Annotated in this window: 20 protein-coding genes; 1 reads left to right on the top strand and 19 read right to left on the bottom strand. The window is 41.6% G+C overall.

The features are described from left to right. Positions 1 to 13 precede the first annotated feature (13 nt). The 19 genes from J4E76_RS04895 to pdeM all read right to left on the bottom strand — a co-directional run bounded on the left by J4E76_RS04895 (position 14) and on the right by pdeM (position 17,198). On the bottom strand, positions 14 to 475 hold the full coding sequence (locus J4E76_RS04895) for a GNAT family N-acetyltransferase (protein WP_208501701.1): 462 nt from the start codon (positions 473 to 475) through the stop codon (positions 14 to 16). Beyond that, positions 476 to 1,357, bottom strand: coding sequence for a sugar phosphate isomerase/epimerase (locus tag J4E76_RS04890; protein ID WP_208501699.1), 882 nt, complete (start codon positions 1,355 to 1,357; stop codon positions 476 to 478). Positions 1,358 to 1,407: 50 nt separating this feature from the next. Next, a complete protein-coding gene (locus J4E76_RS04885; protein WP_208501697.1) occupies positions 1,408 to 1,947 on the bottom strand; it encodes a VOC family protein in 540 nt (179 codons plus the stop codon). A 55-nt stretch (positions 1,948 to 2,002) separates the two neighbouring features. Continuing rightward, on the bottom strand, positions 2,003 to 3,082 hold the full coding sequence (locus J4E76_RS04880) for an iron-containing alcohol dehydrogenase family protein (protein ID WP_236017269.1): 1,080 nt from the start codon (positions 3,080 to 3,082) through the stop codon (positions 2,003 to 2,005). Next, on the bottom strand, positions 3,082 to 3,813 hold the full coding sequence (locus J4E76_RS04875; protein WP_208501695.1) for a 3-deoxy-manno-octulosonate cytidylyltransferase: 732 nt from the start codon (positions 3,811 to 3,813) through the stop codon (positions 3,082 to 3,084). Before J4E76_RS04875 ends, J4E76_RS04880 begins: the two co-directional genes overlap by 1 nt. After that, positions 3,810 to 5,006, bottom strand: a complete 1,197-nt coding sequence (locus J4E76_RS04870; RefSeq protein ID WP_208501693.1) for a DegT/DnrJ/EryC1/StrS aminotransferase family protein — start codon at positions 5,004 to 5,006, stop codon at positions 3,810 to 3,812. Before J4E76_RS04870 ends, J4E76_RS04875 begins: the two co-directional genes overlap by 4 nt. Positions 5,007 to 5,394: 388 nt before the next feature. Then, positions 5,395 to 7,035, bottom strand: a complete 1,641-nt coding sequence (locus tag J4E76_RS04865) for an SGNH/GDSL hydrolase family protein (RefSeq protein WP_208501691.1) — start codon at positions 7,033 to 7,035, stop codon at positions 5,395 to 5,397. 14 nt (positions 7,036 to 7,049) lie between these two features. Then, on the bottom strand, positions 7,050 to 9,875 hold the full coding sequence (locus J4E76_RS04860; protein ID WP_208501689.1) for a TonB-dependent receptor domain-containing protein: 2,826 nt from the start codon (positions 9,873 to 9,875) through the stop codon (positions 7,050 to 7,052). A gap of 192 nt (positions 9,876 to 10,067) precedes the next feature. After that, positions 10,068 to 10,415, bottom strand: a complete 348-nt coding sequence (gene gldC / locus J4E76_RS04855; protein WP_208501687.1) for a gliding motility protein GldC — start codon at positions 10,413 to 10,415, stop codon at positions 10,068 to 10,070. A gap of 125 nt (positions 10,416 to 10,540) precedes the next feature. Beyond that, positions 10,541 to 11,062 (bottom strand): DUF2911 domain-containing protein, encoded by a 522-nt coding sequence (locus J4E76_RS04850; RefSeq protein ID WP_208501685.1) that lies wholly within the window; start codon positions 11,060 to 11,062, stop codon positions 10,541 to 10,543. Between the two features lie 42 nt (positions 11,063 to 11,104). After that, positions 11,105 to 11,767, bottom strand: coding sequence for a 3-oxoacid CoA-transferase subunit B (locus tag J4E76_RS04845; protein WP_208501683.1), 663 nt, complete (start codon positions 11,765 to 11,767; stop codon positions 11,105 to 11,107). Between the two features lie 4 nt (positions 11,768 to 11,771). Then, the gene (locus tag J4E76_RS04840; RefSeq protein WP_208501681.1) at positions 11,772 to 12,149 is read right to left on the bottom strand and encodes a four helix bundle protein; all 378 of its coding nucleotides are present in this window, start codon (positions 12,147 to 12,149) and stop codon (positions 11,772 to 11,774) included. Between the two features lie 87 nt (positions 12,150 to 12,236). After that, positions 12,237 to 12,935 carry a CoA transferase subunit A gene (locus J4E76_RS04835; protein ID WP_208501679.1) on the bottom strand — a complete coding sequence of 233 codons (699 nt, stop codon included), beginning with the start codon at positions 12,933 to 12,935 and terminating at the stop codon, positions 12,237 to 12,239. Between the two features lie 10 nt (positions 12,936 to 12,945). Further along, entirely contained in the window at positions 12,946 to 13,878 is a 933-nt protein-coding gene (locus tag J4E76_RS04830) for a bifunctional riboflavin kinase/FAD synthetase (protein ID WP_208501677.1), read from the bottom strand. 3 nt (positions 13,879 to 13,881) lie between these two features. Beyond that, on the bottom strand, positions 13,882 to 14,583 hold the full coding sequence (truB, locus tag J4E76_RS04825; protein WP_208501675.1) for a tRNA pseudouridine(55) synthase TruB: 702 nt from the start codon (positions 14,581 to 14,583) through the stop codon (positions 13,882 to 13,884). Next, positions 14,584 to 15,375: an undecaprenyl-diphosphate phosphatase gene (locus J4E76_RS04820; protein ID WP_208501673.1), complete on the bottom strand. Its 792-nt coding sequence runs from the start codon at positions 15,373 to 15,375 to the stop codon at positions 14,584 to 14,586. 3 nt (positions 15,376 to 15,378) lie between these two features. Continuing rightward, on the bottom strand, positions 15,379 to 15,588 hold the full coding sequence (locus J4E76_RS04815) for a DUF3098 domain-containing protein (RefSeq protein WP_208501671.1): 210 nt from the start codon (positions 15,586 to 15,588) through the stop codon (positions 15,379 to 15,381). Positions 15,589 to 15,592: 4 nt separating this feature from the next. Then, on the bottom strand, positions 15,593 to 16,492 hold the full coding sequence (locus J4E76_RS04810) for an ABC transporter permease (protein WP_208501669.1): 900 nt from the start codon (positions 16,490 to 16,492) through the stop codon (positions 15,593 to 15,595). Between the two features lie 73 nt (positions 16,493 to 16,565). Next, positions 16,566 to 17,198: a ligase-associated DNA damage response endonuclease PdeM gene (pdeM, locus tag J4E76_RS04805; RefSeq protein WP_208501667.1), complete on the bottom strand. Its 633-nt coding sequence runs from the start codon at positions 17,196 to 17,198 to the stop codon at positions 16,566 to 16,568. A gap of 71 nt (positions 17,199 to 17,269) precedes the next feature. Between pdeM and J4E76_RS04800 the strand changes: the two genes are divergently transcribed. Then, a complete protein-coding gene (locus tag J4E76_RS04800) occupies positions 17,270 to 17,707 on the top strand; it encodes a DUF2147 domain-containing protein (RefSeq protein WP_208501665.1) in 438 nt (145 codons plus the stop codon).

Raw genomic sequence — 17,707 nt, 5'->3', positions numbered from 1 at the left:
TTTCTTGCCGAAATTATTTCCTACTGTTTGTCATTTGCATCAAAGGTAGTTCTCGGCCTTTCGGTGTTCCTGGGATCATCTTTATGGTTTCGAAGCCAAATTTCTGATAAAAGCCCATGGCATTGGGGTCGGAGAGTACTTGGAAGGTTTGATCTTTGAATAGGGGCTGAGCGAGGGCAAAGCTAAGCAGGTGTTTGCCATAGCCATGACCAATCTGCTCGGGCAAAATCCAGCAGTGCTCTATTTCAAAATAACCAGCCTCTTCAATGATCATACAGAACCCAATGGTCTGACCATTGATGCGAATAACGAATACATGATTAGCATTCAGAAATTCTGTGGTAAATGATAGGTCTTTATCCCAAAGTGCCAGCCATTCCTGCGGATAGCCCCAATGCGCCTTTGCCGCTTTGGCTATTTGACCAAATAAAAAGGCATCTTCATCAGATGCCTTAATAAGTTGTTTTATATCCAATTAGTAATTGATTTTCTTTAAGTATTTCTGGCTAGTCTTCAAGCTCTCTATAGAGTTGACGGCAAAATTTCTGTCTTGCTCTACGTAGAAGTATTTCATTCCAGATTCTTCTTTGTGTCTAAATATTTGCTTCCAGTCAATGATTCCGTTGCCAACCTCAGTCATAGGCTTGCCTTCATCTAGTGAGAGATCTTTCACATGCCAGAAAGGTATACGCCCTCTATTCTCACGCATAATATTAAGTGGGTTTTTGCCAGCATAACGCGTCCAATAGATATCTAACTCAATTTGTACCAGACCAGGGTCTGTGGCTAAAATGAGGTCAAAAGGAGTGGTCCCATCTAACTCTTCAAACTCAAATTCATGATTGTGGTATGCAAAGCCTAAACCGGAGCTATTACACATTTCACCACACCTCTGAAGTAAATCAGTCAAGGCTTTATACTGATCAATACCTTGCCTTTCAGAACTGTCAAGCCACGGGCAGACCAAGTATTCTGCACCCAACTCCTTTGCATCGTCAACAGCACGTTGGAATTCATGATTCATGGTGCCAGACACTTTTTTACCTGCTCCGGTAGGTACATGAATACTCTTGACATCAATTTTTGATTTATCAAGTATGGCCTTGGCTTCTTTAATTGGCTTGCCTAAGATTTTTCCTTCTTGAAAATCAAAAAGCTCACAGTAGCTATAACCTGCTTTTCTCAATGCCTTGAGTGTACCCGGCATGTCTTTATAGATAACATCCCTAACGGTATAGGCCTGAAAGCCAAATTTTTTGATGACCCCATCTTCAAAGGGATGGGAAAGTAATGGTGAAGCTGCCATAACACCTGCTGAGGCCAAGCTAGCCTTTTGTATAAAGTCTCTGCGTTTCATTAAATACTAATTGTAATTCGTTTTAAACTAATAAAAAACTACGTTTCAAACTATTTATCAGTGGTCATTGGGCCTATTAACTCAATAAACGTACCATCAGGGTCTTGTATTAGAATGAAATACCTGCCGTCAGGAATTTGAGTTGGAGTTTTGCCAAGTCGTTTTACCCTTGCCTTTTTAAGTCTTGGAATAAAGGGATCTAATGACTTAACGTACATTGTGACATATTGCATGCCTGTATCATCTTGAATATGCTTTTGCTCTGGATGCTGAGACTTGTTCTTAAAAGTCATAAGCTTCCACTCGGTAGCGTTGGGGTCATCTACAGTCTTCAGGACTTTGACATCAAAGGGCTTGCCACTTGTTAGGCCTGTCTTTCTGGCCACTTCGCGTTCTACTGTGAAACCTCCAGTTTCCTTTAGGCCTAGGACCTCTTTATAGAATTTGAGTGATTTTTTCATGTTGCTGACCACTATACCTACAGATATAGTACCTGAAGAGTATTCTACGGGGTGGGTAGATTTATCCTGAGCAATGCAAATGCTGCTCATTAGAGATAGGAATAGAGAAAGGGCTAGGGTTTTTTTCATGGCAGTTTTTGAATCAGGCTACAAAATAAGAAAAGCCGGTTAAACCGGCTTTCATTTACATTTTTTCGTACATCTCTCGGAGTTTTTTCCGAGTGATGGTATCACGCCAATTGCTTCCTAAGGCATTTTCCCATAATGGCTCCAAGAAGAGAGCTACATCAATCATCTTTTCAAACTGATCGTTACTTAAGCCTGCGCAAATTCCTTTTGGAATATCAATCTGATGTTTGTCTACCATAGCTTTGAACTTGGAGACACCTTCTGGGTAGAACTCTTCCAGTTGGTCAAATACAATACAGTTACCAATACCGTGCTTGGTGCCTAGCAAGAAACTCAATCCATAAGAAACCGCATGAGCGACTCCCACTTGAGAATAGGCAATAGACATACCACCATGGTAGGAGGCCATCATCAACTTAGCATCAGAGTCTTCATCCCAAACGTCTTTCTCAAGAAATACATCCTCACAAAGCTCTAGCGCCATTTCTCCATAAGATTGCGAGAAGGTGTTGAGATAAGTTCCTGTCAGTGATTCAACACAGTGAATGTAGCAATCCATTCCTGTATAGAAACGCTGATTCTTAGGAGCATTCTTAATCAGGTCTGGGTCAAGGATGATTTGATCGAAAGGCGTATAATCAGAGTTCATTCCCAACTTACGCTCAGGACCTGTTAGTACAGTCGTTCTTGAAACCTCGGCTCCCGTACCAGAAAGTGTAGGAACTCCTACATGATAGGCACCGGGTACTTTTACCAGATCCCATCCTTGATAGTCAGCAGAAGACCCTGGGTTAGTCATCATCAGGGCTACAGCTTTGGCTAAATCCAACATACTACCGCCACCAATACCAATAACCCCTGATACTTCACCAAACTCTTCAATCAAGCCTTTGGCAATAGCATCTACTTGCTTTGTTTTAGGCTCATCATCGGCACTGGCAAAGACTATCTTGTCTTTTCCTTCTAATGGTATACGTGAAATGAGACTTTCCCTTCCAGTGAAGAAATCATCCACCAAAAATATAAATGGGTAGTCACCTTTTCTTTGAGAGGAAAGGATTTCTGCGGTCTGACCAAACGATCCACGGCCGTAAACGACCATTTTAACCATTGGGAAGTTCTTGAATGCTGTCATTAGTCTTCAATAAATGCTTTTGCGTTTTCTAAATCTTCAGGCGTATCGATCTCGATGCCCATGTATTCAGTTTCTACCATCTTGATTTTTTTACCAATTTCAAGGTAACGGAGACACTCGATTTTCTCAGTGTCTTCCAAAATGGTCATTGGTGTATTGTAAAAGTCGAGCAGTGCTTGTTTCCTGAAAGCGTAAACCCCAATATGCTCATAGTACTTTGGGTTGGCAGCTTTGTTTCGAGGATATGGAAGGGGCGAGCGTGAGAAGAACAGCGCGTAATTCTGTTGGTCAACCACCACCTTTACGTAATTAGGGTCTTCAATTAAGTTGACTTTGGTCAAAACCTGCATAAGAGATGCTAGGTCGATTTGGTCAGCATCAGGTCCTTCAAAAACAGATAGTAACTCTGTAAGCGGTTCTTTCTTTGTAAAGGGCTCATCACCTTGGACATTGACGATGATGTCAGCCTCTATTTGCTCTGCAGCTTCGGCTATTCTGTCGCTGCCACATTCATGCTCCTTTTGACTCTTGATCGCTTTGCCTCCATTATCAACTATTTCGTTGTAAATAACGTCAGAGTCAGTGACCACATAGGTTTCGGCAAAAAGACCCGTCTTGATTACCGCCTCATATGTTCTAAGAATAACAGACTTGTTACCGAGCTTAGCCATGAGCTTGCCCGGAAACCGAGTGGCATCATACCTGGCAGGAATTAGGGCGACTACTTTCATGAAAGCACGGATTTAATCGTAACAGCCATTTTTTCAGCACGTTCTTGTGCCTGCTCTTCAGTCCAACTCAAATTGATCAGTGAAGAAATGGTTCTTCCCATTACTTCATCAGATTGTTTGAAACTGTCAAAGTCCATGGCTTCGATGGCTGAAACTAAGCCTGGGTTAAGAGGAAATAGGGAAGTAGCATTTTTCAAATGGTCCCACTTTTTGATGTAGTGCCAATTGTTATCGTACCAGTAGAAATTTCCTCCAAGTCCGTTTGCCAATAGCTCTTTGTGTGCCTTTCGGGTTAATTCTTCTGTTGGTAAGAAGAAGGACAAGAATGAAGCGTTATCACCTTCTGGATCGGGAATCCTTCTGAAAGTAACACCTTCCACCTGACTAAGTGCTCCTTTAATGATGGCGTTGTTTTTTCTCTGGGTTTCAAGAATCCAATCGAGCTTTTTGATTTGACCTAGGCCTACAGCCGCGTGTAATTCTGAAATTCTAAAGTTGTACCCGAGGAATGGATGAGTTTCTGCACCACGATCACTACCTACATGGTCATGGCCATGATCAGTATAATGATCGGCATTTCGATAGTATTCTTCATTGTTCGTCAAAAAGGCACCACCTTCACCGCAAGTAATCGTTTTTACAAAGTCGAAAGAGAAGGTGCCTCCATCTCCAATAGTCCCCAGTTTTTGTCCATTAAAACTGCCGCCAATGGCTTGACAGGCATCTTCGAGAAGTAGGAGGTTATGTCTTTTACAAATGTCTTGCAAGGCATCCAATTGTGCCATTGAACCACACATATGAACAGGCATTACCATCTTAGTGTTGGGGGTAATCGCTGCTTCGACAGCTTTAGGGTCTAGGCATAGTGTTTCATCAATATCAACCAAAACAGGAGTTGCTCCAGCAGTGATGATCGCCTCAAAGCTGGCAACAAAAGTAAAGGTTGGCATGATCACTTCATCGCCTGCACCCACACCCATAACGGCCATGGCAGTTGATAGAGCCGTTGTACCGCTTGAAGTGAGCTGGGCGTACTTTGCACCGAAGATATTTTGTACTGCATCTTCTAGTTCTTTTGCTTTCCAATGACCATTGCGCATGTGATCAAAGCCATATCGCATCAGAATGCCTGAATCAAGGACATCGTTTACTTCTTTTCTTTCTTCTTTACCGAATATTTCAAAACCTGGCATAAGGGAGGGATTTTGCTGGCAAAAATAGATAGAAAAGATGATGTCTCATAAGGTAGCAAGTGAATTGAATTCCCGATTTGGGAATGAAAATCCAGTTCTGGAACAATTTGACGATAAATATTAAAAGTCATAAATCGTAACTATCTGATAATCAATAAGATGTTATTAATGACGGTTTTGGCAAGAGGCTTGTAATTAGAAGAGTACAGGTTAAGTAATAAACAAGTGTGAAGTTGGTAGGTGAAGTTGATGGTTATTTTATCTATTTGGTTGAGGTGAATCCCGAAAAATACGTTTTCGGGATTCTTTTTTTGTACCTATTTGAAAATGACATAAAAAAGGAGCCCCGAATCATCGGAGCTCCTTTTAATATTTGTTTAAGCTTGTCTTAGTTCGTTGTCAAGACGCCTCTTAGTGCCAATACATTGATTTTAGGGATTGAAGATCCTTTACTTGCATTAAGTGCATCAATGATCAGGTTGGCAATAATTGCATAACCACGTGGGTTTGGATGGATACCGTCAGTCGAGAATATACCATTTGGACTGAAGTCCGGTGCTAGATTAACACCATCAACTCTTATTCCTAACTCACCATCGGCTGCTGCCGCTGCTGCCGCACCCATAGCTGCTAAAGCCGGATTGGCACCGTTAGTAGGATCTACTAAGAATCGAGCAGTTGCTGCATCAGTTCCTGATATATCAGCAAATGTCGGTTGTACATCCACAAGGGTAAGTACATCCGAACCAGCGCCTTGATTAATACCAGCAACCACACCTGCAATAGTAGCATTATAAGTGGCTCTAGTGCCCACAACAGTTGTCACCTCAGACTCTGATAATATCAAGTTGTCAGGCGCAGGGTAGCTCACACCTATAACGGCTGTAGGCTGTGGTACTCCATTAACCACCAAGGGTTGTCCTAGAGATGTAGCAGCTGTCAAGACTGGAAGATCAGATGAAGTAGCAGGTCTTGATTGTCTGTAAGGTTCGAGTGCAGCTCGTTGAGCCGCTGTTATGGCATTAGCACCTACCAAAATGTCGAATAGAGGACCAATATCAGTCAGAGCATCATCGAACATTAGAATTGGATTAGCTCCTAGTTGATAGCTTACTTTTCTAGCGTTCGCTTGTTCCACAGTTAAGAGCATATTCCCTGCAAGACCATCTAGTGCCGCATTGAGCCCAGCAAAAGCATTATTCAATGCTGTTACAGTATTTGGATCCGTCATTGGAATTGCGTTGTAAGGAACCGCTCTAAAGAAAGGAGCCAAGATGATCTGAGGAATGGTCATTACCACGCCTTGAGCACCTGACTGTGTCAACCCGCCTAAAGCTTGTGTAAGTGAAGCTTGAAAAGCTGTGGCATCAGTGATAAGGGCCTCGTTAGCTCCGCCACCGGCAGCGTAACCAAGGATATCATTGTTGCCTAACCAAAAGCTAAAGAAGGTTGGGTTGGCTTGTAGGGCATCCCCCAGTACTGTACTTACGCCTGGCTGACTCGCGAAACGCGCGTAAAGTCCGTTTCTTCCTGCTAGGCCAGCGTCTGCAACATCGACAAGTCTCATGCCCGGTACACCAAAGTTGTTCAAGGCTGATTTATCTCCGGCAAAGGCTGTTACATTCTCACCGACAGTTGGTACTGGTCTCAGTAGACTTAGGCTTAGTTCAAAACGGCCGAAGAATCCTCCAGCAGGGTTGACACCTGATCTACCATTTGCAGAATTAATATCTGGTTGATTGAAGGCTCCACCACCAACGCCAGAAATTGAGAACTGCTGAGACAGTAGGTTAGGGAAGGAGTTATCCTGTCCGCTTGTGTATAGCGCATTATCCATAAAACCTGCAGTAAGCGAGTTTCCTACAGAAACGTACTTACTGAAGTCTAAAGTCCCAGGAGTACCCGTTGTTGGGCCTGGTAGCGGATTTTCATCTTCGAGTTGTTCTAGCAGCTTCTGGTCTTCATCGCAAGACTGAATGACGAAGGTTAATGCTAAGATTGCGAATAAGTATATCTTAATATTTTTCATTTTCGTTCTGAGTTTTACTTGAAGAATTCGTCAAAAGTGATTTGGATGTAGTAAATACCACCAACACCCGGGTTACCAAATGATGTAGTATAGCGGTCGTTAAGGAGGTTACTAGCACCTAACTTAAATACTGACTTCCATTCTGGCATTCTGTAACTCACCTGAGCATCCAAAGCACCATATTCAGGAATGATACCTACTCCGAAAGAAGATTCCCATAGGAAAGCTTGCTGCCATCTGTAGTTGATGTTAAAACCAATTCTATCAGTAACTTTTCTGTTACCAAACTTCAAGTTGTAACGATACTTAGGCGTGTTATAACTGGCTCTAAAGCCTTGTGCTAATAGATCGTCCTGAGAAATCAATTCATTGTAAGCAACATTACCACCAATGAAGTAGCCTCCATCCAGGGTGTAGTCCACTTGAACTGCCCATCCTTGAGATTTAACTTCTCCCTCGGCATTGATGTCGAAACCGTAACGCTGCGTAGCTACAGTACCATTAACAATGGCATCTCTTTGTGCTGGCGTACCAGAGTCAGGGTTTGCACCGGTAAGGCCATTAGGTACAGCTTGTGTAAAGTCAATTTCAGCTATGAAATCTTTGTAGACGCTGTAGTAGTAGTACGCATCTATCAAAAGTCTTCCGTCCATAAACAAACCTTTATAGCCAACTTCAAAAGTGTTTACTTTCTCAGTTTTAAATTCTTGGTTGACTCGGGTTTCATCCACTAGGAGAGAAGCATCACCTGCTGCACGTGCTGCATTAACACTGTTTGTCTCATAAATCTGATTAGTCTGGAAGTTGTATCGATCTACCAATAGATCATTACTACCGATCAACCTTCTTGTGACTACATCTAGATCGATGAACTGATCTTGTGTGGTTGGAATACGGAAACCTCTTTGGAATGAACCTCTGATGTTGTGGTTTCCAGAGATAGTACCTACCGCAGAGATTCTTGGTGAAAACTGTCCTTTAAAGAATTCGTTTTTGTCGTATCGTACTGAACCTTGTACTTTCAAGTTGTCATCAAGGAAACGCTTACTGATCTGAGTATAAGCACCCCATTCGTTGAAGCTTATTTCATCACCATTTTCGTCTAGTGCAAATAATGTTCCTTCTGAATTCAGACTGTACCTTCTCCAGTTAGCACCGACAACAACTTCGGCCCAGTCAATTTTGTCAGATAAATCCCAGCTACCTTCTGTATGGAATAGTTTTGACTTGTCAAGGAATTTTGCACCGCCTTCAGCAATTGATATTCCTCTTAACTGATTAGCCAAACCGTCAAAAGCAGCAGAACCAGGCTGTGGCTGTACTGCATCTGCTGCTAGCCTAGCTGCTGCGTGTGATGCATCAATTCCAGCACCTTGAAGTCTTGCACCTGCAAATGTGAGTAGGTACGGCTCTAAATATGTCGCCTGATTGATAAGAGAAGCTAAAGTATTAGAAGCATAACTGTCTCCTGAGTTCTCTTGAGTAGTATATGCTCTCACATAGAAGTCAGAGCCCTTTAATTCCACTTTTGCAGTTGAAATTGTAAAATCGTCTAGAACAAATCTGTCGTTTGCCGTATAAACTGTACTACCAGAACCAAAATTGTACTGTCCGAATAACTCTAGATTATCATTAAGTCTGTAGTGCAGAGCACCACCCAATTTGATACTTTCCGTTGTGTTGTCTACAAAAGATGCTTCATTGAAACCATTCGGTGTGAATAAGCCATCAAGTCCGTCAGGGATTAGCGTTCTAATAGCAGGAAGTGTTGTATTACCACCGGCAATCGCGATATCTGCAATTTGACCAACTGTAATGTCAAAATCTCCATAGGTATTTACTCCGTTATAGAAACGATTGTTACCTCTTGATGTCCCACCTCTTTCAACAACACCTCCGGTTGCAAGACCTTGATCTCTGGTATCTGTACCTACAAAGTCATTAGCTCGTAGGTAAGAACCTGTGATTTTAAAAGCTAGCTTGTTATTAAATGACTTGGCCCATCTGAAGCCATAATCTTGGTAAAGCTCGGCACTTTCTTCAAGCATGCCTGTAGCATTGGTCTCAACACTGTTGACACCTGTTTTTGCGTATGCACTGAAACCTTGGTATTCAAAAGGATTCTTAGAATTAAGAAGAAGAATACCATTGATTGCGTTTGGTCCATATAGAGCAGAAGCTGCCCCAGGGATCAATTCGGCAGACTCTAAGTCGAGGTCGTTGATACCCACAATGTTACCCACGGCAAAGTTTAAGCCTGGCGCTTGGTTGTCGATACCGTCAATAAGCTGAACGAACCTTGTATTACCATTAGCACCGAAACCTCGTGTATTGATTGACTTAAAAGTCAAACTTTGTGTACTGAAGTCAACTCCTTTTAATGACGCCAAACCTTCATAAAAAGATGCTGCTGGTGTATTTTGAATGTCGAGAATATCAAGCTTTTCGATTGATACTGGAGAGGTGAGTATACTCTCTTCGATCCTCGATGCTGATACAACTACCTCTTCACCGAAGAGTACGGACTCTTCCATTCTGATTTCAAGGTTAGTGACATCGTTTTGATTAATCTCAATTTCTTGTGCTTTATAACCGACATAGGAGAATATTAGCGTCAGGGGAGCACTGCTGTTAACTGCTAAAGAAAAGGTACCATCAGCAAGTGTTATGGTACCTACTACTTTGTCTTTGACCCGAATGTTAACCCCGGGTAGACGTTCTCCTGTGGCATCGTCCACAACAGAACCTTTTACGTTGACCTGTGCTTGTGCTGACAATGTAATCGTTTGCATCATCAGAAGCACCAGTATTGTACATGTGAAAATTCTTTTCAAATTCATCATCATTAAGAGTTTTGAAACAAATAAAGTTTGGCTTGACTAGTTATTTAAGATTGTAAAACATAGGCGTATTTCCAAAAATAAGATGTTTTATGAAGGAATAGCACTTCAAACGAAAAAATGTTCGTCATGCATAACATTTTTTCATCTGTCTTTATGGATAATACGTCCGATTTGTATGGTGATCTTGGATTATTGTTGTTGATTATTGCGATTCTCCTCTTCTAGGTGCTTCACTAATTTCTCGCAAAGTCGGTTCATCGCAGTTGACATGAACTCATCACCAGTTGAGTTGAGCACACTTTGAGCGAGCCCGCCAAGACAATCCACGTAGAAGCGCTTCATTTCGTCTAGAGGCATTTCCTTGTTCCAGAGGTCTATTCGCAGGGTACTCTTATTATTATGGTCCCAGATGGAAAGGCTGAAGGATTTAGTCTCTTCTTCTTGATCACCATCTTTGTCGGTGGCGTTCCAAAAGATTTTTTCGGGGATATTTTCTTGGTCGAGTTCGACCCTAAGTTTAATTTCTGATTCTTTCATGCTCTGATTTTAGCGCAGCAAATATAGTACTTATCTCTACTTAAGAATAGGATGTTATCACAGACAAAATGTTGACAATTTGTCTCACGTTTAATAATAACTAAAGAGGGGATAGAGTGTTTGCCTTATTTGTCTTGCTTAATTCTTAAGGGAACAATGGTTTCTCCCCAGTGAAAGTTCAGTGTACCTTCTTTTCCTTCTATATATGAGAAGTAGTAGGCGAGCGTTTCCATATGCTGGCCACTTTCCGATTGTACGGTGACTCTCAATGCATCACTTCCTTCTGGATATTCTGTATGCCAAGCATCCCAATCATTGCTAAATATGAATACCCACTCGGTTTTACCTGGTATCGACCATAGGCTGTACTTTCCGGCTGACAACTTCTGTCCTTCGACCGTAATATCATTACTGATCTCGAAAACAGTCGCATTGTTAGCACCGGGCTGCCATACTTTGTCGTATTTAACCAGTTTGCCAAATAACTCTCTACCTCTTGCTACAGGCCGATAGTAGTCAATACTAATTTCTGTCTTAGCTATAGTCTGTGTGAGCCCAGCTTTTTGGCTCTTCTTGATTTTTTGCGCCTGAGCTGCGGGAAGTGCGAATAGGACAAGGGCTATTGCGATTAGAAATCGTACTTTCATAGGTTAAGTTTCTACTAACAACGGAAAACCCACTCCATAGGATTAGTCAATTTTCATTTCCGGTATTTCACCGTCAATGATTAGGGTGCCTTCTGTGGCGGCTTTTATTTCCTCAACAGATACACCAGGCGCTCTTTCTAATAACTTAAAGCCACCGTCAGGCAGAACATCAAGTACTGCGAGGTCAGTTACAACTTTCTTCACACAATTGATTCCCGTAATAGGTAGGCTACATTCTTTGAGTAATTTGGATGCACCACTGCGACTGGTATGTTGCATGGCAACAATAATATTGTCGGCAGAGGCTACTAGGTCCATGGCACCTCCCATGCCTTTGACCATTTTGCCAGGTATTTTCCAGTTGGCGATGTCTCCATTTTCTGAAACCTCCATGGCACCGAGAATGGTAAGGTCAACATGGCCACCTCTAATCATTTCGAAGCTTTCAGCAGAACTGAATAGGGAAGAGCCCTTCAGTGTGGTCACTGTCTGCTTACCTGCATTGATCAAGTCAGCGTCTACAGCTTCTTCTTCAGGAAATGGTCCAATACCCAATAATCCGTTTTCAGATTGGAGTACTACATTGATTTCTTCAGGAATAAAGTTGGCCACCAATGTTGGGATGCCTATGCCTAGGTTGATGTATGTGCCATCCTGAACTTCCTGAGCTATACGCTTTGCTATACCTATCTTGTCTAAAGCCATAATACTAATTTGATGATTTGGAGATGTGTTGATTTGATAATTTACTTGTTGCAATGATCTTGGAGAGTACTTTTGATATTGAAGTAAGTCTTTCCTGTAGTCCTTTAGGTTCAGGGTAATGACTCGATGCAGCACAAAGCTTTACCCAATATTCGCTTTCATCAGCTTCTGTAGCAGCTATTTTGAATTTATGAATAAAATCCCTTTTGCTCTCCGCGTTTTGGGCTTCCCAAGTGTTTGCACCAATGCTAGTTCCGCTCTTCAAGAGTTGATTTGCTACGACTCTCTTATTTTCCTTATCAAGAATTTCAGTGAATTCGATGATTTTAATTGAGAATTCAAAAGTAAGATCGACAATTAGGTTTGGTTTATCGCTTCTCATAATCTCATCTTCAAATCAACTAACCACCAAATCATCTCATTATCAAATTAACCCATTTTCAAATAATCAAATCGATTTATCATCAAATCACTTAATCCTCGTGGTTCTTTGTTCTATTCTTTTCTCATAATCATTGCCTTGGAAAATGCGCTGTACATAAATGCCCGGTGTGTGGACTTGGTTAGGATCTATTTCACCAATCTCCACCAATTCTTCCACCTCAGCAATTGTGATTTTTCCGGCCATGGCCATCACCGGGTTGAAATTTCGTGCCGTACCCTTAAACACAAGGTTTCCCGACTTGTCTCCCTTCCAAGCTTTCACTAAAGCGAAATCTGCTTTGAGCCAACTCTCAAGAAGATGCATCTTACCATTGAATTCCCTTACTTCTTTGCCCTCGGCCACTTCAGTACCATAGCCGGCAGGTGTAAAGAAGGCTGGAATGCCTGCGCCCCCAGCTCTTACTCTTTCGGCAAGTGTTCCTTGAGGGATTAGATCTACTTCAAGTTCTCCTGACAGAAGCTGTCTTTCGAACTCAGCATTTTCACCGACATAAGAAGATATCATCTTTTTAACCTGGCGCGTCTTAAGCATTAAGCCAATCCCAAAGTCGTCCACACCTGCGTTATTGGAAATACATGTAAGTCCCTTAGTTCCTTTTTTCACTAAGGCAGCAATACAATTTTCGGGTATTCCACAAAGGCCAAAACCTCCCAGCATTAGGGTAGCATTGTCCGTAATGTCATGAATGGCTTCATCAGCATTACTTACTTCTTTGTTAATCATGTGATTCTATTTATAGTTTGCTTAAGCAGTTTCTGACGGTCTTTTCATCTTCCTCCAACTGATGCTTTAAGTCGTCAAGCGAGTCAAATTTCATCTCATCTCTAATGTGACCTACAAATTCGATGCTGATTTCGCTATTATAAATATCTTGATTAAAGTCGAAAATATTCACTTCAATCGTTTTGTTCTCTCCACCAATCGTTGGTTTCTGGCCAATGTTCAGCATGCCATCAAACTTTTGGTATTTGTTACAAACTTTGACAGCATAAACGCCATCGGCAGGAATGAGTTTATAACTCTCTTTCACTTCAATATTGGCTGTGGGGTATCCGATCGATCTGCCGAGTTGTTTGCCATGGACTACTCTACCTGCCACACTATAATGTCGGCCAAGGTATTTGTTGGCTGTTTCGATATCGCCTGATTGCAAAGCCGTCCTGATTTTAGTAGAGCTAATACCAATCTCTTCAATATCCTGACGGGGGATTTCTTCGACTTCAAAATTGTATTTAGGAGCAAACGACTTTAGCTCATCTAAACCACCACTTCGATCTTTACCAAATCGATGGTCATAGCCAATAATCATCTTGCTCGTCTTAATTCTTTCATGAAGTACGACTCTGATGTATTCTTCTGGAGTCATTGAAGCAAAATCTCTGGTAAAAGGGATTTTTACCAAATGATCAATACCGTAGAGCTCTAATAGATTTGCTTTCTCTGGAAAGGTAGAAAGCAGAAGGAGGTTATTGTCCCATGGTTTTAAAACAAGGCGGGGGTGCGGCCAATAGGTAATCAGTACGGTTTGGCCATTCGTTTGATCCGCAACATCTCTAATTCTGCTAAGTATTTTTTGATGACCAATATGTACACCATCGAAAGTTCCTGTTGTGACAACAGCATTTTCTATTTCATTAATCGTTTCTGTACCGAGATGGATTTTCATCGATTATTCAAGCTCTTTTAATTGGGTGACTAACTCTTCTAAGTCGTAGGCCTTATCAACACTAAACTCACCAATTCTGGTTCTCCGAAGACTACTTAAATATGCCCCAACGCCCAATTGTTCTCCGAAGTCATTGGCAAGGCTTCTAATATAGGTGCCTTTGCTACAAACCACGCGGAAACTTATTGTTGGCAAATCTACCTTTGTCAATTCAAATTCAGAAATGATTACGCTTCGGGTTTTCCTAGCTATGGTTTCTCCCTTGCGGGCTAATTCGTAAAGTCTTTTACCATCTACTTTGATGGCAGAATGCATTGGTGGGACTTGTTCTATAGTACCGATAAACTTATGCCTTGTTTCTTCCAGATCTTGATCAGTAATGTGGCTTATATCAACGGGAGTACTGACTTCGCTTTCCAGGTCATAAGTAGGTGTAGTTTGACCGATAGTGAAAGTACCGGTGTACTCTTTTTCTTCTGCCATAAATGACTCTATGGACTTGGTTTTTTTACCTGTACAAAGGATGAGCAAACCTGTGGCCAATGGGTCTAGCGTTCCTGCATGCCCCACTTTTTTTATTCGAATTAGGTTTCTGATTTTTTTGACAACATCGAACGAAGTCCATTCCAATGGCTTGTCAATTAATATGACTTGGCCTGCAAGAAAGTTTTCTTGCTTGGTGAGCTTGGAATCGAGTTGAAGCATTTAAACTAATGTATAAATTATTGCGGCTATGCCTACCACATAACAATAGTAAGAAAAGTACTTCAGTTGGCTTTTTCTCACTAGACCAATCATCCATTGACAAGCAAGTAAGCCTGCAATAAAGGCGGCAATAAAGCCCACAACTAGGAGAGAAGTTTCTGTTTGACTCTCCATTAGGTCTCCACTCGCAAGGTCTTTGGCCATTTTACCGAGGATTAATGGTACGACCATTAAAAATGAGAAGCGAGCGGCTTTTTGCCGGTCTATGCCTAAAAGAACCGAAGTGGAAATTGTAGCGCCAGACCGTGAGATGCCTGGTAGTATGGCTATTGCCTGCGAAATGCCAATGACAAGTGCATTTGGAAGCGATACATTCTTCGAAGTGTTTTTTGCTCTATCTGCCAAGAAAAGCAATGTTCCTGTGACTAGCAGCATTACTCCAACCAGTAGAATTTGACCCCCGAAGAGTTGTTCTATTTCGTCTTCAAGAAGGACACCAACCAAAGCAGCTGGAATCATTGAGATAACAATCTTCAGGGAGTATTGAAACTGCTCGTTGTTCTTGAACTGGAAAAGACCACCAAGCAACTCAGCAATATCTTTCCTAAAGATTACGATGGTACTTAGGGCGGTGGCAGCGTGCAAGACTACCGTCATCAAGAGGCTCTCTTCTGGTACGCTGCTATCTCCTAAAATAGTTTTGGTGAGTTCTAAATGGCCACTGCTACTGACAGGCAAAAACTCAGTGAGCCCTTGAACAATGCCAAGGACAATCGCTTCGATAAGACTCATAAATTACTTCGACTTTTTAAAAATGGCGAAGAACTCAATGATGAAGCCAGCCATAATTATGATCGGACCCAGGGTGAGACCGAGAAATCCCTGGCCATGTTGGGTACTGTCTAGAGACATTACAATGAAGCCTAGTAAAAGCACACCCAAACCAATGAGCATCCATTTATAGTTTTCCTTGCCGAAAGCGAAGTTGTTTTTCTTCTCTGCCATAATATTAATAGAGTTCGTCCAAAGACATTTTCAAATATTTATTCATTGCCCTTAAAGTGCTAAAGTAGGCAATTATTGCACCTAATGCGATTAACAGTCCATAAAGTGCAATGACTAATTCTTGTTGTTGTAGCTGTTCAAGCCCTTTGACTTGACCATTCGCAAATTGCTTTAACCCATATAATAGGCCTGAAGCAATAAGTCCTGCCAGTGCTCCATGCAACAGTGACCGCTTAAGAAAAGGCATGCGAATAAAACTGCTTTTTGCTCCTACCAACTGCATACTTCTGATCAGAAAACGCTGGGAGAAGAGAGCCAACTTAATGGCATTATTAATGAGCAATAAGACCACTATTACTAAGACGGTGGCAATGCCTATAAGCAATAAGCTGAGCTTGGCAAGATTGTCGTTAATAGAATCTGCCAGATTTTTTACATAAGTCACCTCAAACACACCGCTGATCCTTTGAATTTGACTTTTAATAGTCTCCAAATCATCATTCGATTGATGTGACTCATTGATTTTGATGGTCAATGCGTCTCTTAGCGGATTGTCACCAAGAAACTCGGTAAAATCTTCTCCTGTATCTTCAACAAACTGTTGTGCAGCCTCTTCTTTTGAAATAAAAGTCATTTCTGCCTTTCCATTGGTCAGCAGGATGTAATCACTTGATGCAATTTCTCGCTCAATCCTACTACGTTGACTGTTGGAAATATCCTTGTTGAGATATACCTGAAGCTCAATATTCTGTTTGATGATACTGGTGAGCTTATTGGCTTGAAGAATAAGTGTACCAAAGAGTCCGATGACGAATAGGGCAAGGGCTGCGCTGAAGATAACACTCACATAGTGATATGAGCCCAGTTTCTTTTTGCGTTTGTATTTTTTAGGGTCCTTCGCCAATCGTCTGATTTTCGATCAAAAATAGTATTAATTCACTAGTTAAACTTCGGCCGTAGGTTAATATTATTTAAGGTCAGTTGATTTTAATCACCTTGTTTTCAGCAATACCAAACACACTGTCCGTTTTTCCAATGTTAATTCTTGCCGTACCTGTGAAATTGCCAAAGGCCGGAAGTATACCATTTTGATCTCCAAAGTAGTAGCATGGTATTCTGACAGACTGACGAGCCTTGCCTCTCAGTCGCACAGCAGGGTGAATATGACCAGCAATATTATAGAGTGAATGATCTTCCGGGATATGGGTGAAATTGAAGGGGCCTATATCCAAGCTCTCGATCACTTCTAAATTGTCCATACGGTAATTTGAAAATTCTAAGACATCATGATTGCCCAGAACCAGTTTGAATTGTAATGGTGCTTTTGACTTGAGCCACCTTTTGAAAATCTCCCAACCTTGATTGTGTTCGCTGTGAAATAAGTCCCCTAAGAGAATAACTTCCTCGGGCTTATGTCTTTGGATGAGCTTTTCTAGGGTCAGAATATCTTTAGAATGAACCAGGTCGCTGACTGGTATTCCAGACTTTCGGAAGTGTCCGGCCTTACCCAAGTGGAGGTCTGCGATGATTAAGAGCTTTTTTTCTTCCCAAAAAAGTGCTTTCTCTGGAAGTAGGTATAGTGTTTGCTCTTTTAATTTGTGTTTAATCATTCTAACAATTCGCAGGGCTTTGAGTTAACAAAATATTGCAAAGCACAGATCAAATATAAGAGAGCATTCGCATGAAATTTCATCTACTAATTTTTCTTTTTAGCACATTGGCCTCACCTAATTTCTCTAGAAATAACGGTGACGAGGTACTTGGCATTTGGCAAACTGATGATGGCAAAGCCAAAATTGAAATCTATAAGGAATCCGACAAGTACTTCGGCAAAATTGTCTGGCTAAAGGAACCAAAGAACGAAAAGGGAGAAATTAAACGCGACAAGGAAAACCCAGATGAGACATTGCGCAGCAGGACGATAATGGGAATAAATCTCGTCAAGGACTTTACTTTCGATGGAGATGATCGATGGGAGGGTGGTAAGATCTATGACCCGGAAAACGGTAAGACTTACTCATGCGATATGAAAATAAGAAAAGGCAAGCTTCAGGTTAGGGGCTATATTGGCTTGACCATGCTTGGAAGAACAGTTGTGTGGACTCGTTCTCAATTGTAG

Source organism: Roseivirga sp. E12 (assembly GCF_017592825.1).
Lineage (GTDB): Bacteria > Bacteroidota > Bacteroidia > Cytophagales > Cyclobacteriaceae > Roseivirga.
This window is presented reverse-complemented; position numbering and strand designations above follow the sequence as displayed.